Origin of the sequence: Dietzia alimentaria 72, assembly GCF_000226215.1 — a bacterium.
Taxonomy (GTDB): domain Bacteria; phylum Actinomycetota; class Actinomycetes; order Mycobacteriales; family Mycobacteriaceae; genus Dietzia; species Dietzia alimentaria.
The window spans coordinates 122893-146128 of sequence record NZ_AGFF01000024.1; the positions used below are offsets into that span (position 1 = coordinate 122893).

Here is a 23236-nt window from a genome sequence, read left to right on the forward strand (position 1 = left end):
CGCGGGCATCACACCGCTAGGCCGCGTACCACTCGATCGCCTCGCGACGGAACAGCGAGACCAACGCGAGTAGGCACGCCGCGGCCAGAGCGACGCCAGCGAGGACGCGGCCGGAGCCGACGGCCGCGTACCAGGCCACGAACAGCAACAGCAGTTCAGCGATGACCACCAGACCGCGCCCCCACCGCTTGCCGCGCAGCAGCCCCACACCGGCAGCGAGGAGACCACCGCCGAGGATTGCGAACCACACCGCCGTCCCGTAGCCACTGATGACCACTGTCTGCTCGTGATGGCCGCCCACGGCACGGATAAAAAGCACTACCGCGGCGCCCACTCCGCACAGTCCCTGTATCGAGGAGATCCACCCGGCGATACGCACCGGAGTGGGAATGGCGACCCGGGGATTCGCTGGCGGTCGATGATCTTCTGGTCGGCTCGCGTTCACCTCTCCAGCCTATGTCGCGGCACCTCGCGGACTCGAACCAGCCGGATGGAGTCCGATCCGTTTTGTGCGCTATAGCCGCTGCGGTGCGCTTTCTTCCCGATTTGACAAGTGAGGTGACCTTTGCCACATCGGCGCTCAAGAGGGTTGACTTGCCAGCAAATCGTGGCACGATCGTTTTTAACAGCGCAGACACGAAGTGTTTGCCTTGCCTTAACCGGGAGCCGTTCCCTCGGGAGCGAGTCCGCGGTGCGGGTACCCCAGCAACCGCCGAGTCTTCATGATTACGCCCGCCTTTCTCGTAGATCTTACCGTCTGCGCAATTGACGGCTGTCTTTGTGCTGCCCGGCGCACCCGATCACGGTCTCAACAAAGGAGTTCCCATGGACTGGCGCCATAAGGCCATCTGTCGCGACGAGGATCCCGAGCTGTTCTTCCCCGTCGGCAATTCCGGCCCCGCACTCGCCCAGATCGCAGAGGCGAAGATCGTCTGCAACCGCTGCCCTGTCACGGCCGAGTGCCTCGCCTGGGCTCTCGAGTCCGGCCAGGATGCCGGTGTGTGGGGCGGCATGAGCGAGGACGAGCGTCGCGCACTCAAGCGTCGTCGTACCCGCACGCGCACCACTGTCTGATATCTGACCCCGGATACACGACCGAGGCCGGTCCACTCTCCCCCGGCGGGAGTGGACCGGCCTCACTCGTGTCTGGTGTGGATTGCGTCAGCTGATGACGGCGATGAGGTCGCCGGCCTGGATCACGTCCCCAGGGGCCACGGCCACCTCGGTGATGGTGCCCGCGGTCTCGCAGAGCACTGGGATCTCCATTTTCATCGATTCCAGGAGCACGATCGTGTCGCCCTCGGCGACCTCGGCGCCGACTGCCGCGACAACTTCCATGACGTTCGCAACCATCTCGGCACGGACCTGTTCAGCCATACGGATGTTCCTCCACTTTCCTTCACGACAGCCCCCGGACACCTCCAATGCAACCACATGAACACTCTCATGGGAGACTTGTACCTCGACGAAAGGAGGCGACCATGAGCAAGCGTGGCCGCAAGAGGCGGGATCGCCGCAAGAAGAAGGCAAACCACGGCAAGCGTCCGAACGCCTGAGTTCGGACCTGCCCACCGGAAACGGCGTAGGGGCGGGCACCTGACCGGTGCCCGCCCCTACGCCGTTTCCAACCCCCGGTGGGGGCACACGTGTCAGTGGACGTCGCGTCGCTCGACCGTGGTCCGCTGATGCACAACGGTCGTGCCATCGACGTCCGTCGTGGTGACCGTGGTCCGACGGATCTCGACCATCAGCCGCTCGCGAAGGCCCGACGGGGCCTTCTCGCAACACGAGCTGGAAAGCTTGGCCTTGAGCCGCCGCTCCGACAGGAAGAGTTCGCGGCAGTCCGGGCACCCAGCGAGGTGGTGCTCGAGCCGCGAACGGCAGGCGTCGTCGCACTCCAGGTCAACGAGGAGCGACAGGTCACGCTTAGCCGCCTGACAGTCGATCTCGTGGAGGCGTGGATCGTGTTCCCTCACTTCGATCCCTCCTGACGGTCCCGGCCGTAACCGCGCTCGGTGGCCACATCACGGAGCAGCTCGCGCAGTTGCTTACGGCCGCGGTGTAGCCGCGACATCACGGTCCCCAGCGGGGTATCCATGATCTCGGCGATCTCCTTGTACGGGAGATCCTGGACGTCGGCGTAGTACACCGCCATCCGGAACTCCTCCGGCAACTGTGCGAGTGCCGAACGGATCTCGTCGTCCGGCAGCAGTTCCATCGCCTCGACCTCAGCCGAGCGCAGGCCCGTGGACGTGTGCTCGGCAGCAGCGGCCAGCTGCCAGTCCATGATCTCGTCGGTCGGGTACTGCGCAGGCTGCCGCTGCCGCTTCCGATAATGGTTGATGTAGGCGTTCGTGAGGATCCGGTGTATCCAGGCCCGGAAATTGGTGCCCGGCTTGAACGAATGGAAGCCGGCGTACGCCTTGGCGTAGGCCTCTTGGACCAGGTCTTCCGCGTCCGCCGGATTCCGTGTCATCCGTAGCGCGGCACCGTACAACTGGTCGAGGAGTGGCATAGCCAGCTCCTCGAACTGCTCGGCGCGCTGGTCAGCCTCGCCGGACTGCAACTCGGTCGGCAACCGGAACTCCTCACCTGTCGATGTCCCGAAGTCTAACCGCATGCCGGGTGCGTCAAGGACCGCGGTCCGCATCACACGCTCCTTTCGGTCCCGGGCTCCGCCCCGGGATCTCGTTCATAGACAACGCATCCCCTACGCGCGGTATTCCGTCGCCCCGTCGAACTAAGCTCGACCCTGTGGCTAATCACAAACGCGCCCGAGCCGGCAAAGGTGGTCGTGGCGCCGCCGCGACCCCCGCTATAGCCGCACTAGGGGCAGCCGGGATCGAGCACACGGTGCACACCTACAACGCCTCGGGTCGCGATTTCGGAGACGAGGCGGCACGGATCATGGGTGAGCGTCTGGGCGTGGACGCCGCCCGCGTCTTCAAGACACTGGTCCTGGCTACCGCCCGACCGCCGGCCGGGTCGAGGGCGGATTTGGCGGTAGCAGTCCTTCCCGTCACGTCGACCCTGGATCTCAAGGCCGCAGCCGCCGCACTCGACTGCGGCAAAGTCACGCTCGCCCCGGTGGACGTGGCTGAGAAAACCACCGGCTACGTGATCGGGGGCGTCTCACCCCTCGGACAGAAGCGGCAGCTCGCCACCGTGGTGGACAGTTCCGCACTCGAGCACCCCACAGTTCTGTGCAGTGCCGGGCGACGCGGATGGGAGATCGAGCTACCGGGCCCGGATCTGGTGAGACTCACCCGCGCCCTCACGGCCCCGATCAGCGCCGGTCACGGCAGCTAACCGCTACCGCGGCCGGCCGACGTCAGAACAGCCTGCCTTCGTCGGGGTCGATCGGCCTGGTCAGCTCCGGGCCGTCATTGCGTACAGCGGAAACCGCCCGCGAGACCGGCCGGATCTGCACGGTCTCGGCCCACTCCCCCAGATCGCCACCCGCCCCGTCGACCAGGGCACGCGGATCTCGCATAACGGACGGGTCCAACCAGTCCGTTAGTACGTCCGGGTGCACGGGCAGCGGCATCCGGTCGTGCACCCGCCGCAGTGGCCCGAGGGCCTCGGTGGTGAGCACCGTGCATGAGAGCTGGGTGACCGACTCGTCCTCCGGATCCTTCCGTGCTTCCCACAACCCGGCCATGAGCAGGCCCTGACCTTCGGGGAGGACCATGTGGAACGGCTGCTTCGGCCCGGTCTTCCGACCGGGGACCGCGGGCTCACCAGGCACCCACTCGTACCACCCGTCCATTGGGATCACGCAGTGCCTGCGTGCCACCGCGGCGCGGAAGGACGGCTTCTCGAATGCCGTCTCCACCCGGGCGTTGAACAGGTTCGGAAGCCGCGGAGAGTCCTTGACCCATGAGGGAACGAGCCCCCACCTCATGGCACGCAGCACCCGCACAGGGTCGTCCCCGGACTCCAGCCTCTCGCGGGGAACGTCCAGGGTCAGCACGGGGATGGTGGTCGTGGGGGCGATGTTGAACCGGGGCGAACGCGGTGCCTCATCCGGCCACAGCCCCGGCGGCGGCGAAGACGCCTCGTCGACCGCGTCGAGTTCCACCGCCAGTCGGGCGGGGTCGGAGGAGAGCGAGAAGCGTCCACACATGGCAGACATCCTCGCACCCTGCTCAGCCATCAGCGGCCCGGATGGGAGACAATGGCCAGGTGAGTCATTGGAACGCCCCTGTAGCCGCCGCGCCCCTGCACGCTGACGTTCCGGTGCCCGGATCCAAGTCGCTGACCAACCGCGCCCTCGTTCTCGCCGCCCTGGCCGACGCGCCTTCCCGCCTGGCCGGGACACTGCGTAGCCGGGACACCGACCTCATGATCGCCGCGCTCGAGGCGTTGGGAACCCGCGTAGAGGGCCCCTCGGGAGCGCTGCGCCCGGAGGACACCGATCTGCTCATCACCCCGGGCGACCTGCACGGGGCCCACGTCGACTGCGGTCTCGCCGGGACGGTCATGCGCTTCGTCCCGCCGGTGGCCGCCCTAGCGACGGGGCTGTCCACGTTCGACGGTGACCCAGCTGCTCGCGTCCGCCCGCAGGCCACGATGCTCGACGCCCTGCGGACCCTCGGTGCGGAAATAGCGGGCGACAGTATGCCGTTCACCGTGACCGGTGCCGGCTCGCTCCGTGGTGGCCGCGTGGAGTTGGACGCCTCCGCCTCGTCCCAGTTCGTCTCCGGCCTACTGCTATCCGCTGCGCGCTTCAGCGACGGCGTGGAGCTGGTTCACGTGGGATCCGGACCCGTCCCATCAGGCCCCCACATCGAGATGACCATCGAGATGCTCAACGAATCCGGCGTCGCGGTGGATCAGCCCACCGCGACGTCGTGGCGGGTCTCCCCCGGAGAGATCAGGGCCGTGGACCGCGTGGTGGAGCCCGACCTGTCCAACGCGACCCCCTTCCTCGCCGCGGCGGCCGTCACTGGCGGGACGATCCGCGTCCCCCATTGGCCGCACACCACCACCCAGCCCGGGGATGCTATTCGCGACATCCTGCGCACCATGGGCGCGTCCGTGACGCTCGAGATCGCCGACGGTGCGGGCCACGGGACTCTCGTCGTCGTCGGCCCCGAACGCCTGTCCCCCGTTGACCTGGACCTGTCCGCCATCGGCGAGCTGACACCAACGGTCGCGGCGATGTGCGCGGTCGCCGACGGCCCGTCGAGACTCACCGGTATAGCGCACCTGCGTGGGCACGAGACCGACCGACTGGCCGCACTGGCCGCCGAACTCGGGGCCGTGGGTTGCGGGGTCACCGAACTCGCCGACGGGCTGGAGATCAACCCCGGCCCACTGCACGGAGCACCGTGGCGCGCCTACGCAGACCACCGCATGGCCACCGCCGGCGCCATTATCGGATTAGTCGTGGACGGCGTGGAGATCGACGACGTCGACTCCACCTCCAAGACAATGCCCGGGTTCACCGGCATGTGGTCGACCATGCTGGCCGGGCGGGGCTGACGGGCCGCCATGGCAGGCGGACGGGGCACCGGCGGCGCACGTGGATGGGACGAGTCCGACATCCGGATCCGGCCCGGCAAGGGCACACGGCCCCGCACCAAACGTCGGCCCAGTCACGCTGATGCCGCGGCCGCGATGGTCGTGAGCGTGGACCGCGGCCGCTGGGGGTGCGTGTTACTCGACGACGGCCCCGACCACACCGCAGGCACTCCCGTAGTGACGATGCGGGCCCGCGAACTGGGCCGCACCCCGATCGTGGTGGGCGACCACGTGGGCGTGGTCGGGGACCTCACCGGCGCGCGCGACACCCTCGCCCGCATCGTGCGCGTCGAGGACCGCTCCACGGTCCTGCGCCGCACCGCCGACGACTCCGACCCGTACGAGCGGGTGGTGGTGGCCAATGCCGAGCTGCTGCTCATCGTGGTGGCCGTGGCCGACCCCCCGCCGCGTGCCGGCTTCGTGGCCCGCGCGCTGGTGGCCGCGTACACCGGCGGACTCCAGCCGGTGTTGTGCCTGACCAAGGGCGACCTCGACGACCCCTCGGTATTCGCCGCCGAGTTCACCGCGCTGGACGTGCCAGTCCTCCGGGTGGGGATCGACGACGACCTGGGCGATCTGCACGAGCTGATCGACGGGCGGATCTCCGCGATGATCGGGCACTCGGGCGTCGGAAAATCAACGCTGGTCAACCGCTTGGTACCCGACGCCCACCGAGCGACAGGGGTGGTCTCAGGCGTCGGTAAGGGCCGCCACACCTCAACCCAGTCGGTCGCCCTCGAGCTCGGCACCGACGGATGGGTGGTGGACACTCCCGGCATCCGGAGCTTCGGCCTGGCCCACGTCTCCCCCGACGACGTGGTGGCCGCCTTCTCCGACCTCGACGAGGTCTCCCAGGACTGTCCCCGGGGCTGCACCCATCAGGGGCCGCCAGCGGATCCCGAGTGCGCCTGGGACAGCATCACGGACCCGGCCGTGCACCGTCGCGCGTTAGCAGTGCGCGAACTGTTGGGTGCACTGCAATCCAACGATCACTGGGACATGACGACTGACCACGACTGACGCCGCCATCTCAGAGCTTGACCTCGACGTCCCCCAGCGCGACCGACACACAGGTTTGGATCCGCTCCCCGGGGCCGTGGTCGGTTCCGTTGCGCAGATCGCGGACGTGCCCGTCCTCCAACGGCACCACACAGGTCTGACAGATCCCCATCCGGCAACCGAATGGCATCTGCACGCCCACGCTTTCGCCACCCTCGAGGATGGTGGTCGCACCGTCTAGTTCGACGGTCTTGCCGTTGGCGCCGTACGTGACCGTGCCACCCGATGCCCCCGCGTCACGGTTGACCGTGAATCGCTCCACGTACAGGTCATCCCGCCCTGTGGCATCAAAGTGCTCGGATAGCTCGTCGAGCATCGCTGACGGACCGCACGCCCACGTGGGACGCTCCGACCAGTCCGGAACAAGAGCCAACATCTGCTTCGCGTTGATCCTGCCCTCGTCCGCGGTCACGCGCACATGCAACGTGTACCCGGGCTGCGTGCGCTCGAGGGCGAGCAGTTCGTCGTAGAACAGGGCGTCCTCGCGCGTACGGATGGAATGCACGTGCACCACATCGGGGAACCGTTCGTCTACCGAGCGTCGGTCCAGCGACCGGAGCATGCCCATGACCGGTGTGATGCCCGATCCGGCCGAGACGAACATCAACTTGTCCGGTGTCGGCGAGGGCAGGTGGAAGTCGCCCGCCGGCGCCTGCAGTCGCACGATGGTGCCGGGCTCGACCGTGCCGACTATGTGATTGCTCAGCAGCCCCTCGGGCATGGCTTTGACGGTGACCGAGTATTCGCCGCGGCCACTGGTGGGCGCCGACGTCAACGAGTAGGACCGCCACGTCCAGCGTCCGTCCACCAGGACGCCGATGCCGAGGTACTGGCCGGGCCGGTACGTCGGTGTGGCGCCCCAACCGGGCTTGATGACCAGCGTCACCGCGTCATCCGCCTCGCGACGCACCGTGACGACCTCGCCACGCAACTCGCGCGAGGACCACAGCGGGTAGATGAGCGACGAGTAGTCGTCCACCCGCAGCGGGTGTGTGAGCCGGTTCAGGAGTCTATGCGCGCTACGCGGCTCGGGAACCCGGGCGGCCGCCGCCCGCAGGACGCGGCTGAGCCCGTTCTTCGACTCGGACACTGGTGCCTCCTAGAGACCGGCCCGCCGCCGTCCGACTTTCGGACCGACGGTGCCGGAGATCAACCTACGGTAGCGTAGGTTACCTTCCGGCGGGAGCCGCTGGCGACCTCGCCCGTCATCAGCCGGGTCGGGACCCCGCACTCTGAAGATGCGGAGAACAGTCAGAGAAGTGTCAAAAGGAACGGCAATTCCACGGCGTCGTACCAGGCCAGATCAACGTCCAAAGCGTCGCCCACGGTGAGTTCCGCGTCCTCGTCCCCCAGGTCCGCGCGATCGACGGCGTCCACGGCCGCCCGGACGAGGTCCACGGCCCCCGCCAGGTCCACGTGAACCGCGGCCACCTCGGCCATCGTGACAACTCCCCGGGTCAGTCGCACCACCGCAGTGTCCAGGTCCGGACGAAGAGTCGTCTCCTCATCGGGGACGTCGACGCTCACCACGACCCGGCGGTACGGGTGCGCATCGTGGGCGGCGCCCGCGTCGACCTCGCCACCGAGAAGTCGCAGCGACGCACGCGCAGCCTCGAGAAAGGCGACGTGCTCGATCTCTTCTGTGTCGCCCTCCGCGTATGACTCGACCAGCGCGGGAGTCGCGGCGAACGCCGTCGCGCTCCGCACGGGCATCTCCCCGCCGTCGAGCAGGGTCTCGAGCATCGCCAGGGTGGCGGGAATGAACAGTCGCATCGTGGGAACTCCCTCGGGTCTGGGGTGACGGTCAGCGTGCGGCGCCGGCGAGCTCGCTCAACGCGGACGAAATGAGCTCACCGATCTCCTCGACGTCCGGTACGGCCTGACGGTCGGAGGTGAAGCCGCAGTACACGGTCCCGGAGTAGCTGCTCATCGAGACCGCCAGCGCCTGCCCGTCGAGCAGGGCCGGCACGGGGAAGACCTCCGTGAGTTCACCGTCACCCCAGTACATCCGGTGTTGGGGGCCGGGGGCGTTGGTGACCACCAGGTCGTAACTGTCCGACGGCAACATAATCGCCGCGCGGGAGCCCAGCGCATGCAGGGTAGGCGGGGCGAAGCCGGACAGCCGAGCCAGCGACTTGGCCCCCACAGCCTCCCGCGGGTGTCGTTGGGTGGCGGTCTCACGCGCGATCTGCGCCAGGCGCATCCGAGGGTTGGGCTCCCCCACCGGCATCGCGATGAGTGCCGACGCGATCTCCGCGGACCTGGCCTCGCCCGTCGGGTCAGTCCCATCGGTCTCCGCGGTCACGGCCATCGGCACGATCACCCGAAGGACATCCGCAGTGGAGAGCGGATGGCCACACGACAGGATCCAGGACCGCAGCGCCCCGCACAGGACGGCCAGCACCACATCGTTGACCTTGCAGTCGTGGGACCGGGCGATCTCCCTCGCCTCGGATAGCTGGAACGACGCCAGCCCTACGCGACTGCCCCTGGGACGCGAGGTACGAAACATCTCGGCCAGACCCCCGCCGGGACGCAGGATCGCGAGACTGGCCGCGCCGACCAGTCCCCTGCTGGCGCGCTCGAGCGCGTGGACCAGCCTGGTCGACCGTCGCACCAGTTCCAGGGGCTCGGTGGCGAGAGTCATCAGCGCGTCCAGGATGAGCACCCCGTCACCCGGGGACGGGACCGGCGTCCAAGTGGCGACCTCGTCGAGCTCCGCCGACGCGCGCTCGTCCGACATGAGCACCTGCGCCAGGTCCACCGCGTTGGGCCCGCCCAGCAGGACGTGATGGGTCTTGGTGAGCACCGCCAGTCGACCATCTGCCAAACCCTCGATGAGGTACAGCTCCCACTGAGGCCGGCCGGCCTCCAGAGGGCGGTCGACCAACCTGGCGACCAGGTCGGCGAGCTGACGCATCCCACCCGGCGCCGGCAGCGCAGAGCGACGCACGTGGAAACTCAGATCGAAGTCCGGATCGTCGACCCACACCGCGCGGGCGAGGCCGAAGGGGACCTGGCGGATCCGCTGCCGGAACCGCGGCGCGTCCGCCAGGCGGGCATCGACGAACTCCAGAACCCGATCGATGTCCCACGGCTCGTCCCTGGAGACCAGCGCCAGGGAACATGAGTGTCGGCTCCGAGATTTCGAGGCGTCGCCGAGAATCAGATCCGCGTCAGCCGTAGCCAGCCTGGTCGCCACGTGTCAGACCGCCTCGTCCAGCCCGAGAAGTCCCCGGATCTCCACGGCCGCACGGTCGAATACCTGATAGAAGACGCCGATCATGCCGGTCTGCACCGCGCCCAGGACGTTCTCGATAGCGTCATCCACCATCACGCACTCCCGCGGCTGGAGCTCGAGCCGCCGCGCCGCCTCGAGGAACGCCTCGGGGTCCGGCTTCTCCACGCCCGTCACTCCGCTCAGGACCACGTGTTCGATGCCGAATTCGCGAGCGTCCTGACGCACGCGATCCGCACCCGGCCCCTCGGGCTCGTTGCTGAGCACGGCGAGCCGGACATCGTTCGTCCTCGCACCGCTGAGGATCAACCGCCAGTTCTCGCGGTCCTCCTCTGTGCCGTCCAGCACCCCGAAGTAGTCGACTATCAGTCCTCGCATGGGGACAGCCTAGGCAACGCCCGCCGAGCGCGCAGTACCGGAGGTGGAACCGATCGCCCATGTCGGCGCGTCATACCGGGTACAGGACGAAATACCGACCCCGGTCACCACAGGACGGAGCAGATCCACATGACGCGCACACCCCTACCACCACCCCTGGTGAATCGCCATCGGTCCACAACGGATGAGCTCGACCACGGGGTGCGCCCCCTGCCCTCCACCGAACCCGCGCCCGGCCCACGGCGCGAGGAGTCGCCCTCCGGGCGCACCGGCCGCGCCACCCGGGAGCCCGGGCGCAACTCCGAACCGGCGGTCCCCGTTCCGGCCCGCCGCGCCGCGCACGGTTTGATTCTCATGGCGTTGGAGGTGGTCGACCGCAAACGGGCACCCCAGAACATGCGGGGAGCGTTTCCGCCCCACCTGACGGAGATGCTGCGCACTCTGGCCCGCGAAGGCGTACCGGGCCGACAATTCGGCCCCGCACGCATCCACCGAGTTCACATCCACGCAGTCAGCCCTGCTGGCCCGCACACGGAGGGGCCGGGCACCGAGCCCGCGGAGGACTACGAGGTCTGTGCCACCTACGCCCGCGGGCCGCGACTGTTCGCAGTCGCGGCCCGCATCCGGGTGACCACCACCGGAGCCGCGTGTACGGCCCTCAGGCTGGTCTGATTACGACGGGGCACCCCGTCGGTTCCTACGGCTCAGTTCTTACGTCCGCGTGCGGCGGACCGGGCGGCCCGTTCGCGCCGATCGGCACGCTCCTGCCGGTCCTGCGAACGCCGCTGGGCGCGGTTGGCCCCGGCGCCCTCATCGACGAGTTGGGCTTCGCCGGATTCCGACGGGCCGGAGAACTGCATCTGGTCATCCTTGATGTCCCGCCCGGTTCCCGCGGCCTGCAGGATCGAGCTGCCGCCGGCCAGGGCAGCCGCCTGCTGTGCAGACGGCGCGGCCATCGCCTTCTGCTGCGGCGTGGCCTCGACCTTGACGTTGAACAGGAACGCCACGGTCTCCTCGCGGACACCGTCCATCATCGCGGAGAACATGTCGTAGCCCTCGCGCTGGTACTCGACCAGCGGATCGCGCTGCGCCATGGCCCGAAGACCGATGCCCTCTTTGAGATAGTCCATCTCGTAGAGGTGCTCACGCCACTTCCGGTCGAGGACCTGCAACATGATCGACCGCTCCAGCTGGCGCATCGCCCCCTCGCCACCGACGCCCTCGATCTCGGCCTCGCGCTCGTCGTAGCGGGCGAACACGTCGTCGAGGACAGCGTCCTTGAGGTTCTTCGCGGAGAGGTCGCCGGTGGAACCGTATTCGTCACCGTCGATCACGTCCTGGGCGTCGATCGAGACCGGGTATAGCTGACGCAGCGCGTCCCACAGCTTTTCCAGGTCCCAGTCCTCGACGTAGCCCTCCGCGGTCGCGCCCTCGACGTAGGCGCTGACAACCTGGTAGATCATCGACTCGACCTGGTCGGTGATGTCCTCACCTTCCAGGATCCGCTTGCGCTCGCCGTAGATGACCGTGCGCTGCTGGTTCATCACCTCGTCGTACTTGAGGACGTCCTTACGGATCTCGAAGTTCTGCGACTCGACCTGGGTCTGCGCGTTCTTGACCGCGCGCGAGACCATGCCTGCCTCGATCGGAACGTCATCGGGCAGGTTCAGACGGTTCATGATGGCCTCGACCGCCGCACCATTGAATCGCCTCATGAGCTCGTCGCCGAGGGACAGGTAGAAGCGGGACTCGCCGGGGTCACCCTGGCGACCGGAGCGACCGCGCAGCTGGTTGTCGATCCGTCGCGAGTCGTGACGCTCGGTTCCCAGCACGTAGAGGCCGCCCGCGTCGCGGACGCTCTCCGCCTCCTGCTTGGTGAGGTCGCGCATCCGCTCGATCTCGACGTCCCACGCCTCCTCGTACTCCTCCGGGGTGTCCACCGGATTGAGACCACGCTCGCGGAGATTGAGGTCGGCGATGATGTCGGCGTTGCCCCCGAGCACGATGTCGGTACCGCGGCCCGCCATGTTGGTGGCCACGGTGACGGATCCGGGTCGACCGGCCTGGGCGACGATCTGCGCCTCTGACGCGTGAAACTTCGCGTTGAGGACGTGGTGCTTGACGCCCTTGCGGGTGAGGAGCTTGGACAGGTGCTCACTGCGCTCGACCGACGCGGTGCCCACGAGCACCGGCTGCTTTTTGTCCACCCGCTCCGCGATGTCGTCCACGACGGCGGCGAACTTAGCCTCCTCCGTCTTGTAGATGAGGTCGGCCTGGTCCTGACGCGCCATCGGACGGTTGGTCGGGATCGGCATGACCTCGAGCTTGTAGATCGAGTACAACTCGGCGGCTTCGGTCTCGGCCGTACCGGTCATACCAGACAGCTTCTCGTAGAGACGGAAGAAGTTCTGGAGGGTGATGGTGGCGAGCGTCTGGTTCTCAGCCTTGATCTCGACGCCCTCCTTGGCCTCGATGGCCTGGTGCATGCCCTCGTTGTAGCGGCGGCCGTCGAGGACCCGGCCCGTGAACTCGTCAACGATGATCACGTCGCCGTCGCGGACGATGTAATCCTTGTCCGCCGTGAACAACTCCTTGGCCTTGATGGAGTTGTTCAGGTAGCTCACCAGCGGCGAGTTCGCCGCTTCGTAGAGGTTGTCGATCCCCAGCTGGTCCTCGACGAACTCCACACCGAGCTCGGTGACGCCGATGGTGCGCTTCTTGCGGTCCACCTCGTAGTGGGTGCCCTCTTCGAGCAGCGGGGCCATGCGGGCGAACTCGCCGTACCACTTGCTGGATCCGTCAGCGGGCCCCGAGATGATCAGCGGGGTCCGCGCCTCGTCGATAAGGATCGAGTCGACCTCGTCGACGATCGCGAAGTTGTGACCACGCTGGACCAGTTCCGCGGTGTCGTGAGCCATGTTGTCGCGCAGGTAGTCGAAGCCGAACTCGTTGTTCGTGCCGTAGGTGATGTCGGAGTGATAGGCCTCGCGACGCTGCGCAGGGGTCATCCCGCTGAGGATCGAGCCGACCGACAGACCGAGAAAACGGTGGACGCGACCCATCCACTCGGCGTCACGCTTGGCCAGGTAGTCGTTCACGGTGACCACGTGGACGCCGTTGCCAGACAGAGCATTGAGGTAGGCGGGGAGGACACAGGTCAGGGTCTTGCCCTCACCTGTCTTCATCTCGGCGACCGCGCCGGTGTGCAACACGATCGCGCCGATGATCTGCACCGTGTACGGCTTTTGGCCGAGGACACGCAGGGCCGCCTCGCGGGCCACGGCGAAGGCCTCCGGCAAGAGGTCGTCGAGCGTCTCACCCTCGGCCACACGGGTCTTGAACTCGTCGGTCTTCGCGCGCAGTTCGTCGTCGCTCAACTTCTCCGTCTGATCGGAGAGGGAGTCCACATAGTCGGCGAGAGCGGTGTACTTCTTGAGCTTTCGCCCCTCGCCTACCCGGAGCAGCTTGGAAAGGATGGACACAGTCTCGAACGTCCTCGTGGTCGGGGAATCTGGCGACCAGCGCGATGACACGCGGGTCCACCGCACATCCTAGGGGCTTACGGTCGCCGGGGACACGTCGAGGGCGGTCTGCCCCCTCTCGGGTCGGACCGCCCTCGGCTGAAAGAAGTTGTTCGTCAGGCGCCGTCGCTCAGGGTCAGGAGCCCGTAGTCGAACGCGTGCCGGCGGTAGACGACCGTGGCGGCTCCGCTTTCGGAGTCGCGGAAGAGGTAGAAGTCGTGGCCCACCAATTCCATCTTCTCGAGCGCCTCGTCGACCGTCATCGGGGTGCCGTCGTGCTCCTTGCGGCGCACGATCTGACCGGGCAACTGGTCGTCGACATCGCCGCTGTAGCTGTCCGCGTCGCCCTGCCGGTCCAGTGCTTCCGCCGGTGCGGCGGTGGCCGCGAGCTCCGCGGTCGCCTCGGCCACGGACTGCGGACGGCGGTGCCCGGATTGGCTGATCTTGCGCCGGGTGCGCGCCTTGCGCATCTGCCGCTCGAGCTTGGCGACGGCGGATTCCAGTGCCGCGTAGAACGTGTCCTCTGCGGCCTCGGCACGGGCCACACCGGACTTGCCCTTGATGGTGATCTCGATGCGTTGACTGACCTTGGACAGTCGCGGGTTGTTCTCGTGCAACAGGATCACGTCGAACCGCTGTATCGCCGGCGACATCTTTTCAATCTTCGCGAGCTTGGTGTTAATTCGGCTCGCGAAGTGCTCGGGGACCTCGACATTTCGGCCCCTGATGGTGACCTGGGCGTCGGGGATACCGGGATCTTCGGTCAACGGACCGTCGAAGGTGGCGGGGTCGAGCAGGACTGCGGAAGTCTTCGCCATCGAAGCTCCTCCTCATCGGGCCTGCGGCGGACCTGGACGACCGGTCCGGTAACCGCCCGGATACCCGGTCAAGAAGGTCAACCACATGGCTGAGTGGACACTCTCAGGACGCGGTCACCGGGGGCCAATTTCGGCGAACGTGCTGGTGAACCCCGTCCGATGCTCACACTACCCGGTCATGTGCGCGTCGGTCTCCAGTCCACCACAAGTCACCGGAGAGGCCCCTCAGGCGGCCGTCAGGCAGAGTACCCCGGCCACCCGCAGCCCCCCTGCTTCCAGGATTTTGACGCACTCCGCGGCGGTCGCCCCGGTGGTAACCACGTCGTCGACGAGCAGCACCGTCGACGGCGCGCAGAGCAACTCACCGACGGTGGAGGGCGCCCCGTCGGACGCCCTGACGGGAGTGCGCTCCGAACGTCTGCGGATCCGTCCGTTCAGATTGTCGGACCTGGCCTGGGCGCCGAGCCCGGAGGCGTCTCGGACACGTCCACGTACTGCGAGCAACGGGGCCACCGCGACCGGCCCGGCGGGGCGCGACCCGGCGAGGTCCGCGGCCAGGGCGTCCACGATCTCGCGGACGTGGTCGAAGCCTCTACGGCGGCGGGCGCGGGCGGCGGCGGGCGCGGGGATGAACACCGTGGGACGCTCACCGGGCTCGGGGAGTTCTCCCTCGGCACGAAGCTCGTCAAGTCCCGCGGCGAGCGCCGCACCGAATGGCCGGGCTAGGTCCGATCGACCCCGGTCCTTGTACGCGGACACCGCGCGGGATGCCGGACCGGAATGGCCGGTCAGTGCCCACACCGGTACCCGGAGGTCTGCGCGGGTGCGGACCACGAGCGGCGGCCCCGCCAGGGTTGCGTCGCACCCCGCGCACCACCGATGCCCGGGGCGTCCACAGCCTGCGCATTCGAGCGGCACCACCAGATCGGCGAGCGCGGCGGCCCACGACGGCCCCTCGCTCCCTGTTGTCCGCCCCGACCGGGGTTCGGGGTACACCACCTCAGCCCGCGACGACCGGGACGGCCCGGATCGCCGCCAACCCGTTGATCTCCCGCCAGTACCTCTCGCCGGTCTCCGCACCCGTGTCCAGGCGTAGTAGCGACCTCTGGTCCACGACATAGACCTCCCTGCCGGCCGCGCCCACGGCGGTGACCGGTCCGGAGATGTTGCGCTGAGAGAGCGGCTCCGTGCTCGCGCCGTCCACCGAAATGGTGACCACCGGCACCTCGCTGGTCTCCCGTCCCACGACGATCGTGGACCGGTCCCGCCATGCCACGTCCTCGGCGGTCTCCCCCAGCGCCCTGCCGATCTGCCGGAACGTCCCGGAGAGCGGCTGGCCGGTCTCGGCGGACATCGCACCGATAAACACCTTGCCGTCGACCACCACCGCGAGCTGGGTGCCGGACGAGTCCAGCCGGAGACTGCTCACCCGCGACCCAAGAGAGAGGATTGGAGCGGCGTCCATCTCCTGAACCTCGGGACTGTCGCCACCGGGTGTGATCCGTAGCAACTGCGAGTCGTCGACCATCGCCCACACGCGACCGTCCACGGGATGGAAGGTCGGCCCGGCCACCCGCTGCCCGGTGAACGCCTCCGCGGGCTCCTCGTCGATCGCACCCACGAGCAGCCTCCGGGCGCCGCCGTCCGCGTCACCGGCCACCACCGCCAGAGCGCGACCGTCGTAGGACATCGCGGCGTCACGTCCACCGCGGACCGAAGACCAGGGACCCTCCGCCGGCCGGGCACCTCCCGGCTCTATCCGGACCAGCCCGTCGGCTGCCGTGAGAGCGTGACGCATGGGTGCCACCGGCGGGTACGGGTTGAACTCGCGGACATCCTCGGTGACCCAGCCCTCGGCATAGCGTTCGTCCAGCGGAGCCCCGTCGCGCTCGAGCCGGTACGGACCCGGCACGTCTGCGCGGGCGAGCGTCCAGACCACCTGTGCGGCGAACTGTGTCGTGGCCTGACTGCTCAAGACCGGTAACCCGGTGAAGTCGATGGTCGTGCCGTCGCGGTCGTCGTCGTCCTGGTCTCCGGGTCGTACCGAGACCGAGACCGGCACGCGGGAGAGCACCGCTTCGGACAGGCCGCGCCTGGGTCCGGTGGCGAGGAGGTTGACGAGCGAATAGCCCAGGTCGGTCCGGTCCGCGGCGGTCCAGCGCGGGTCCGGGACCAGGGCTTCGCCGCCCCCGGACAGGAAGAACAGGTCGCGTTGAGCGTAGGTCGAGAAGAACTCCGACTTCTCGATGATCACACCGGGCGGTAGTTCATCGATCCGCCACTGCCCGTCGGTTCGGGTCAACCCGATGGTCTCCTCGAGTTGCCCGACGTCTTCTCGGAAGATGCCTCCGGGGTCGAGCGACCCGACCTTCTCGGCGCGGAGCGTGTACTCGGCCCGGTCAGCCTCGCGGCTACCCTCCGCGCTGAGGTCAGCCCGCAGCACGATGACGGTCTGGGCGGAGTCGTCCCACTTCTGCGCCGCCTCGGGTGTGAGGAACTGGCGGGCGGCGGCGTGGCGTTGATCGGCCATGGCGGCTGCTTTGAGGAAATCCCGGACCAGGAGGTCTGGCTCCTGGTCCGGGACAGGGGTGGGGACGGACAGTTCCGTTGCCGACGGCGAGAAGGTGTCGATGACCTGGGGCGACGACGACGACGGCAACGTCGCGCAACCGGCCGCGACCAGCCCGGTGGCGCAGGCCATCAGAACCGAGGCCACCAGAATCCGTGCCCGGCTCATGGACGGTTCTCCTCTACCCCCGGCGCCCGCTCGATCAGCGTCGGCGAGCCGGTCTGTACGAGACGCGCCTCGTCCTCGGGGGTCAGCGGGAGCGGGCTCGAGGTGAGCGTCCCGCCGTGTCGACGCGGAATCGTCAGGCGGAAGCACGAGCCCTCGCCGGGGCGACCCCAGCAGTCGAGCCGTCCGCCGTGCAGCTTGGCGTCTTCGAGTGCGATCGCCAGTCCGAGCCCTGTCCCTCCGGAGCGACGGACTCGCGAGGGATCCGCTCGCCAGAAGCGGTTGAAGACGAGCGCGTCCTCCCCCGGCTTGAGCCCGACTCCGTGGTCGCGGACCGACACGGCCAGCGCCGTGTCCGACGCCCGAAGTGTTACCTTGACCGGCTTGGACTCCGAGTGGTCGAGCGCGTTGGCGATGAGGTTGCGCAGGATCCTCTCCACTCGGCGCGGGTCGACGTCGGCGATGACCGCTTCGTCCGGCATGTCCACCTCGACCTCGACGCCCGCGGATTCAGCGATGTGAGCGACCGTACCCACGGCGTCCATGACAGCACCGCGTACGTCCATCGCCGAGTCCGAGAGCTCCGCCATCCCGGCATCGTGGCGCGAGACCTCAAGCAGGTCGGTCAGGAGGCTCTCGAAGCGGTCGAGTTCGGATATTAGGAGTTCCACGGCCCGTTTCGTGGGGGCGTCGAGGTGCTCCGCGGAGTCCGAGATGATGTCGGCGGCCATGCGCACGGTCGTGAGCGGTGTCCGCAACTCGTGCGAGACGTCGGAGGTGAAGCGTTTTTGCAGGTCACCGAACTCTTCGAGTTGAGTGATCTGGTCGGACAGGCTCTGGGCCATGTCGTTGAACGCCATCGCCAGCCGCGCAACGTCATCTTCACCCCGGATAACCATCCGCTCCTTGAGATGACCGTTGGCGAACCGCTGTGCGATCGACGCCGCCTGTCGGACGGGCAGCACTACTTGTCTGGCGACCATCCATGCGATGGCCGCGGATAGCACCACGATCGCCAACCCCGCGGTGGCGACGATGCCGCGCATGATCCCGAGTGTTTGTTCCTCGGTTATCAGCGGATAGACCAGGTACAGCTCGAGGCCGGGAATCGACGAGTCGGTGGGCGTACCGATGATGAGCGCCACGGTGGATTCGCCACGAAAGTCGACGGTGACGTACTGCGAGGCGATCCGGCCCCGCCGGACCAGCGACTGCAGCTCGGGCGGAACCTGCGCACCGGCAGGGCTGACCACCTGTCCACGACCGGTCTGGTCAGGCACCACGATGATCGGGTCGAATGTCCCCGCGTGCACGGAGTCCCCGCCGGAGGCGATCCCCCGCTCCCCCAGCGCACTTCTGGCCTGGTCGAGCCGGGACTGATCACTCGTGCCCTCGTCGGTGGCGGCGATCTGTGCCTCGACGGTGAGGCGCAGCCGACTGACCTGCTCGGTGGCAGCGTCCAGCTTGGTCGAGAGCAACTGGGCGGTCATCTGGCTCTGCAGCATGAACGCGATGGTGAGAATCACGCCCATCGACAGCGCGAGCGTGGAGGTGACCACCCTGAGCTGGAGGGACCGTCGCCACAGCTGGGCGATCCGATGCCCGAGGACCGTCGGATCCAGGTTCGACAGCCGCTCGCGCAGCGTCGGCGACGAATCCGTCGGGTCCGCGGGGTCGCGCTCGCCCCCGGAGGACGCCACCGCGTCGTCCGGACGCGCGATCGTCACGAGACCGGGCCCGCCTTATAGCCGACTCCACGCACGGTCAGGACGACCTCGGGGTTTTCCGGGTCCTTCTCGATCTTCGCGCGTAGACGCTGGACGTGCACGTTCACCAGCCGTGTGTCCGCCGAGTGGCGGTAGCCCCACACGTGCTCGAGGAGAACCTCACGCGTGAACACCTGGCGGGGCTTACGGGCGAGCTCCACAAGGAGGTCGAACTCCAGGGGGGTCAGCGGAATCGGGTTGCCGTCACGGGTGACCGTGTGCGCGGGCACGTCGATCGTCACGTCGCCGATGTGGAGCAACTCGCTCGGCTCGTCCTCGCCACGCCGCAGGCGCGCGCGAATACGGGCGACGAGCTCTTTGGGCTTGAACGGCTTCATGATGTAGTCGTCCGCACCGGACTCCAGCCCGAGCACCACGTCGACGGTGTCGGTTTTGGCGGTGAGCATCACGATAGGGACCCTGGACTCCGCCCGGATCTCGCGACAGACATCGATGCCGCTCTTCCCGGGAAGCATGAGGTCTAGCAGCACGAGGTCGGGCTGGACCGCCCGGAATGTCTCGATGGCCTGGACGCCGTCGCCCACGGTATCGGTTTCGAACCCCTCGCCCCGCAGGACGATGGTGAGCATCTCTGCCAGTGCGGCGTCGTCATCGACGACGAGGATCTTCGGGGTCATTGTCACCACTTGTGTCGGCGAATATGTCGGCATCATCAGTCGCGCGGCTCGCGGGGACGCTCCCCGTCTCCGGACTCCTGCGTAACCAAACCTTACCCGGCCACCCCAGCGAAACGGGGCGCGGCTCACGCGTCCGCTCAGTCGACCATCACGAGGTCGGCCAACCCGCGGACATCGGGGTCCAGTCCCAGCACGCACCAGGGCGACCGCCATTCCATGGAGGCGAGCCGACGGTATGCCCGTCCGGTGTCCTCCTGCAGCCGCGAGTCGCGCTCGTAGCGATCGCGGGCCCTTCCCAGATCGGCGGCTTCCCGGGTTCCCGCGCGCTCGGCGGCGACCGCGGTGGGGGTGTCGAGCAAAATCTGCAGATCCGGGAGCGGAAGGCCGAGCCGACCGAACTCGAGCTCGCCGATCCAGTCGATCGCCTCGTCTTGGCGGGCGGGCCCTAGCCTGGCGGCCGTGTAAGCGGCGTTTGACGCCACGTACCTGTCCAGCAGCACGATGTCGTGCGCGGCCCGCAGCCCCGTGAGGTCGCCGAGCGAGGCCTGCCGATCCATGGCGAACAGCAGGGCCATGGCGTGAGGCGACTCCGCAGCACCCGCCTGGCCCCCGTGCAGTGCATCGGAGGCCAGGTCGGCGTGCAGGGTTCCGTACCGGGGGAAGGCCAGGCGGCCCACCGAGAGTCCTCGTGCGGACAGTTCACCGACGAGTGCGGTGGTGAGCGTGTTCTTGCCTGCGCCGTCGAGCCCCTCGACGACGACCAACCGCGCGACCATCCCGCCGGCTCAGTAGCGGTAGTGCTCGGGCTTGTACGGGCCCTCCACGTCCACACCGATGTAGTCGGCCTGGTCCTTGGAGAGCTTGGTCAGGTTGCCACCGAGAGCCTCGACGTGCAGACGTGCGACCTTCTCGTCGAGGATCTTGGGCAACAGGTGCACACCGACCGGGTATTGATCGGCCTTGGTGAACAGCTCGATCTGGGCGATCACCTGATCGGAGAAACTGTTGGACATGACGAACGACGGGTGGCCCGTCGCGTTACCCAGGTTCAACAGGCGCCCCTCGGACAGCACGATGATCGACCGACCGTCGTCGTCGAACACGAACTCGTCGACCTGCGGCTTGATGTTGATCCGCGTCACGTTCTCCGCGCTCTCGAGTCCGGCCATGTCGATCTCGTTGTCGAAGTGACCGATGTTGCCCAGGATCGCCTTGTTCTTCATCCGCGTCATGTGCTCAAACGTGATGATGTCCTTGTTGCCCGTCGAGGTGATGACGATGTCGGCATCAGCGATCGCCTGGTCCACGGTCACCACGTCAAAGCCATCCATCAACGCCTGCAGAGCGTTGATCGGGTCGACCTCGGTCACCTGGACCCGCGCACCCTGCCCGGCCAGTGCCTCTGCGCTGCCCTTACCCACGTCACCGTAGCCGCACACGAGGGCCTTCTTACCGCCGATGAGGGCGTCGGTGCCGCGGTTGATGCCGTCGAGCAGCGAATGGCGCGTGCCGTACTTGTTATCGAACTTGCTCTTGGTGACCGCGTCGTTGACGTTCATCGCCGGGAACGGCAGAACACCCTCGGCGTGGAAGTGGTACAGACGGTGGACACCAGTGGTGGTCTCCTCGGTGACCCCCTTGATGGATTTGGCGATGGCCGTGTACTTGCCGGGGTTGGCCGGCACGGATGCCCGCAGCAGCGCGTGGAAGACCTTCTCCTCGGCGGACCAGGCCTCGTCATCCGACGGGACCGCACCCGCGGCCTCGAACTCGGTGCCCTTGATGACGAGCATCGTGGCGTCGCCACCGTCGTCGAGGATCATGTTGGGCTCGCCGCCCTCCCACGTCATGATCTGCTCGGTGCACCACCAGTACTCGGCGAGCGTCTCGCCCTTCCACGCGAACACCGGCACGCCGACGGGCGCCTCCGGGGTGCCCTCCTTGCCCACGACGACGGCCGCGGCGGCCTCGTCCTGAGTGGAGAAGATGTTGCAGGAAGCCCAGCGGACCTCAGCGCCCAGCGCGGTGAGCGTCTCGATGAGCACAGCCGTCTGCACGGTCATGTGGATGGAACCCGCGATACGGGCACCGGCCAGAGGCTGCTCGGCCGCGTACTCCTCGCGCAGCGCCATCAGACCAGGCATCTCATGCTCGGCGAGACGGATCTGCTTGCGGCCCGCCTCCGCCAGCGACAGATCCGCCACCTTGAACTCGACCCCGTTGACGGACTGAACCTGCAGATCAGCAGACATATGTGCGACCAGCTCCTCGTAGATTTATTCGATAGGACTCGGGCACCACACTAGCGGCAGGTCTCACGAACGCGGCGCGCCCGTCACCTATCGCCGACCCGGGTGCGAAACATCGTGGCTCCGCTGATGCTGCGAAGAGCGACCTCCTGGGTGGAGGCGGGCACCCACACGGCGCACCCCGGTGACACGACCGTGCTCTGGCCGTCCTGGCCAACCCACGCCTCACCGGAGGTGCAGAGCAGAACCTCAGGGCCCTCCGGCCGCCAGGTCACCGGTCCGGAGGAGTCGGGGAGTTCGATACGCGAGAGTGCGAAGTCTGGTTCGGGTGTGGGGAAGTCGATCTCGTACCGCAGGCCCCGTTCAGCTTCCACGGCCTGCACGGTGGGGTCGACGAGAGGTGAGAACTCGAGCACTCGCATCAGTTCGGGAACGTCCACATGCTTCGGCGTCAGGCCCCCACGCAACACGTTGTCCGAATTCGCCATGACCTCCACGCCCACTCCGCGGAGGTAGGCGTGGAGCTGGCCGGGCCCCAGGTAGACGGCTTCGCCGGGGCACAAGATGACCCGGTTGAGCAGCAGTGCTGCCAGGACTCCCGGATCAGACGGGTAGCGCTCGGCAAGCTCCGCGATGGTGGTGGCCACCGGAGACCACTCGCCGTCGACCCCGTGCCCGGTCAGGTATCCGACCACCCCGGTCACGAGATCGGACACCACTGACTCCAGCGCGACGTGCGGCATCGTGACGAAGGTCGTGAATACCGCTCGGAGTCCCTCCGCATCCGGCTGGCAGGTCAACATGTCCCGGTAGAGACGCAGCGAATCCACATCCAGGGCATCGAACAGGGCGATGGTCCTATCCACCGGACGGAATCCCACCAGGGCGTGGAACTCGGTCAGGGCCACGAGGATCTCGGGCTTGTGGTTGACGTCCCGGTAGTTCCTATCGGCGGCGTCCAGTGCGATCCCTCGCGCGTCCTCTGCGGCAAAACCCTCCCGGGCGTTCTCCGGTGACGGATGGGCCTGCAGTGACAGCGCCTGTTCGGCGGAGAGCAACTTGACCAGGAATGGCAGTCCGCCGCCGTACTCGGTCAGTACCCGGGCACCAAGTTCACCCTCGGGATCTTCCGCGATCCTCTCGTCGAGACCCCGGCCGTCGGAGCAAAGTGACGAACCCGAGTCGTGAGCACCGAACCAGTGCTCGGCCACTGGGTGCGGTGCCGGAGAGGTGGAGCCGCACAGCTCCGGAAGGGCGGTCCTGGAGCCCCAGGCATAGGACTGGACCACCGGGGAAAGCGCGACCACGA

24 protein-coding genes are annotated in these 23236 nt (G+C 67.6%); 6 read left to right on the forward strand and 18 right to left on the reverse strand.

What is annotated here, in order from left to right:
• Nucleotides 1–16: 16 nt before the first annotated feature.
• A complete protein-coding gene (locus ON04_RS12650; RefSeq protein WP_029458385.1) occupies nt 17–379 on the reverse strand; it encodes a hypothetical protein in 363 nt (120 codons plus the stop codon).
• A 446-nt stretch (nt 380–825) separates the two neighbouring features.
• Here ON04_RS12650 and ON04_RS12655 point away from each other — a divergent pair, with 446 nt between their 5' ends.
• A complete protein-coding gene (locus ON04_RS12655) occupies nt 826–1074 on the forward strand; it encodes a WhiB family transcriptional regulator (RefSeq protein ID WP_010541994.1) in 249 nt (82 codons plus the stop codon).
• A gap of 87 nt (nt 1075–1161) precedes the next feature.
• Here the strand turns inward: ON04_RS12655 and ON04_RS12660 are convergent, their stop codons facing one another.
• A complete protein-coding gene (locus ON04_RS12660; RefSeq protein ID WP_010541995.1) occupies nt 1162–1377 on the reverse strand; it encodes a biotin/lipoyl-binding carrier protein in 216 nt (71 codons plus the stop codon).
• A gap of 104 nt (nt 1378–1481) precedes the next feature.
• On the opposite strand from ON04_RS12660, the gene ON04_RS17355 reads away from it, so the two are divergent.
• Nucleotides 1482–1556: a 50S ribosomal protein bL37 gene (locus tag ON04_RS17355; RefSeq protein ID WP_141564791.1), complete on the forward strand. Its 75-nt coding sequence runs from the start codon at nt 1482–1484 to the stop codon at nt 1554–1556.
• A 93-nt stretch (nt 1557–1649) separates the two neighbouring features.
• Here the strand turns inward: ON04_RS17355 and ON04_RS12665 are convergent, their stop codons facing one another.
• Entirely contained in the window at nt 1650–1976 is a 327-nt protein-coding gene (locus tag ON04_RS12665; RefSeq protein WP_010541996.1) for a zf-HC2 domain-containing protein, read from the reverse strand.
• Nucleotides 1973–2650, reverse strand: coding sequence for a sigma-70 family RNA polymerase sigma factor (locus ON04_RS12670; RefSeq protein ID WP_010541997.1), 678 nt, complete (start codon nt 2648–2650; stop codon nt 1973–1975). Before ON04_RS12670 ends, ON04_RS12665 begins: the two co-directional genes overlap by 4 nt.
• A 203-nt stretch (nt 2651–2853) precedes the next feature.
• Between ON04_RS12670 and ON04_RS12675 the strand changes: the two genes are divergently transcribed.
• Complete coding sequence (locus ON04_RS12675; RefSeq protein ID WP_010541998.1) at nt 2854–3309, forward strand: aminoacyl-tRNA deacylase; 456 nt, start codon at nt 2854–2856, stop codon at nt 3307–3309.
• 22 nt (nt 3310–3331) lie between these two features.
• Here the strand turns inward: ON04_RS12675 and ON04_RS12680 are convergent, their stop codons facing one another.
• Complete coding sequence (locus ON04_RS12680; protein ID WP_238529325.1) at nt 3332–4135, reverse strand: SOS response-associated peptidase; 804 nt, start codon at nt 4133–4135, stop codon at nt 3332–3334.
• Nucleotides 4136–4167: 32 nt separating this feature from the next.
• Here ON04_RS12680 and aroA point away from each other — a divergent pair, with 32 nt between their 5' ends.
• Both aroA and rsgA read left to right on the forward strand, forming a co-directional pair.
• Nucleotides 4168–5487, forward strand: coding sequence for a 3-phosphoshikimate 1-carboxyvinyltransferase (aroA, locus tag ON04_RS12685; protein ID WP_033444292.1), 1320 nt, complete (start codon nt 4168–4170; stop codon nt 5485–5487).
• Between the two features lie 9 nt (nt 5488–5496).
• The gene (gene rsgA, locus ON04_RS12690) at nt 5497–6546 is read left to right on the forward strand and encodes a ribosome small subunit-dependent GTPase A (RefSeq protein ID WP_010542001.1); all 1050 of its coding nucleotides are present in this window, start codon (nt 5497–5499) and stop codon (nt 6544–6546) included.
• A 10-nt stretch (nt 6547–6556) separates the two neighbouring features.
• Here rsgA and ON04_RS12695 read toward each other — a convergent pair whose 3' ends face one another.
• The 4 genes from ON04_RS12695 to ON04_RS12710 all read right to left on the reverse strand — a co-directional run bounded on the left by ON04_RS12695 (nt 6557) and on the right by ON04_RS12710 (nt 10201).
• Nucleotides 6557–7675, reverse strand: coding sequence for a ferredoxin reductase (locus ON04_RS12695; RefSeq protein WP_010542002.1), 1119 nt, complete (start codon nt 7673–7675; stop codon nt 6557–6559).
• Between the two features lie 161 nt (nt 7676–7836).
• Nucleotides 7837–8358, reverse strand: coding sequence for a DUF6912 family protein (locus ON04_RS12700; RefSeq protein ID WP_010542003.1), 522 nt, complete (start codon nt 8356–8358; stop codon nt 7837–7839).
• A gap of 31 nt (nt 8359–8389) precedes the next feature.
• Nucleotides 8390–9787 (reverse strand): wax ester/triacylglycerol synthase family O-acyltransferase, encoded by a 1398-nt coding sequence (locus ON04_RS12705; protein ID WP_010542004.1) that lies wholly within the window; start codon nt 9785–9787, stop codon nt 8390–8392.
• A gap of 3 nt (nt 9788–9790) precedes the next feature.
• A complete protein-coding gene (locus tag ON04_RS12710) occupies nt 9791–10201 on the reverse strand; it encodes an HAD family hydrolase (protein ID WP_010542005.1) in 411 nt (136 codons plus the stop codon).
• A 129-nt stretch (nt 10202–10330) separates the two neighbouring features.
• Between ON04_RS12710 and ON04_RS12715 the strand changes: the two genes are divergently transcribed.
• Nucleotides 10331–10873, forward strand: coding sequence for an Rv3235 family protein (locus ON04_RS12715; protein WP_193350631.1), 543 nt, complete (start codon nt 10331–10333; stop codon nt 10871–10873).
• A gap of 32 nt (nt 10874–10905) precedes the next feature.
• On the opposite strand, the gene secA is transcribed toward ON04_RS12715, so the two are convergent.
• From secA to manA, 9 genes are all read right to left on the reverse strand, one after another.
• Nucleotides 10906–13677 carry a preprotein translocase subunit SecA gene (gene secA / locus ON04_RS12720; protein WP_029458390.1) on the reverse strand — a complete coding sequence of 924 codons (2772 nt, stop codon included), beginning with the start codon at nt 13675–13677 and terminating at the stop codon, nt 10906–10908.
• A 161-nt stretch (nt 13678–13838) separates the two neighbouring features.
• Nucleotides 13839–14540, reverse strand: a complete 702-nt coding sequence (gene hpf, locus ON04_RS12725; RefSeq protein ID WP_010542008.1) for a ribosome hibernation-promoting factor, HPF/YfiA family — start codon at nt 14538–14540, stop codon at nt 13839–13841.
• Nucleotides 14541–14765: 225 nt separating this feature from the next.
• Complete coding sequence (locus tag ON04_RS12730; protein WP_238529326.1) at nt 14766–15536, reverse strand: ComF family protein; 771 nt, start codon at nt 15534–15536, stop codon at nt 14766–14768.
• Nucleotides 15537–15540: 4 nt separating this feature from the next.
• Nucleotides 15541–17277, reverse strand: coding sequence for an LpqB family beta-propeller domain-containing protein (locus tag ON04_RS12735; protein ID WP_010542010.1), 1737 nt, complete (start codon nt 17275–17277; stop codon nt 15541–15543).
• Nucleotides 17274–19001, reverse strand: coding sequence for an MtrAB system histidine kinase MtrB (mtrB, locus tag ON04_RS12740; protein ID WP_010542011.1), 1728 nt, complete (start codon nt 18999–19001; stop codon nt 17274–17276). Before mtrB ends, ON04_RS12735 begins: the two co-directional genes overlap by 4 nt.
• Complete coding sequence (gene mtrA / locus ON04_RS12745) at nt 18998–19678, reverse strand: MtrAB system response regulator MtrA (protein ID WP_010542012.1); 681 nt, start codon at nt 19676–19678, stop codon at nt 18998–19000. The genes mtrB and mtrA overlap by 4 nt, the downstream gene beginning before the upstream one ends.
• A gap of 137 nt (nt 19679–19815) precedes the next feature.
• Nucleotides 19816–20454, reverse strand: a complete 639-nt coding sequence (locus tag ON04_RS12750) for a dTMP kinase (RefSeq protein ID WP_010542013.1) — start codon at nt 20452–20454, stop codon at nt 19816–19818.
• Nucleotides 20455–20463: 9 nt separating this feature from the next.
• The gene (gene ahcY, locus ON04_RS12755; protein WP_010542014.1) at nt 20464–21930 is read right to left on the reverse strand and encodes an adenosylhomocysteinase; all 1467 of its coding nucleotides are present in this window, start codon (nt 21928–21930) and stop codon (nt 20464–20466) included.
• Between the two features lie 83 nt (nt 21931–22013).
• The gene (gene manA / locus ON04_RS12760) at nt 22014–23234 is read right to left on the reverse strand and encodes a mannose-6-phosphate isomerase, class I (protein WP_010542015.1); all 1221 of its coding nucleotides are present in this window, start codon (nt 23232–23234) and stop codon (nt 22014–22016) included.
• Between the last annotated feature and the right edge of the window lie 2 nt (nt 23235–23236).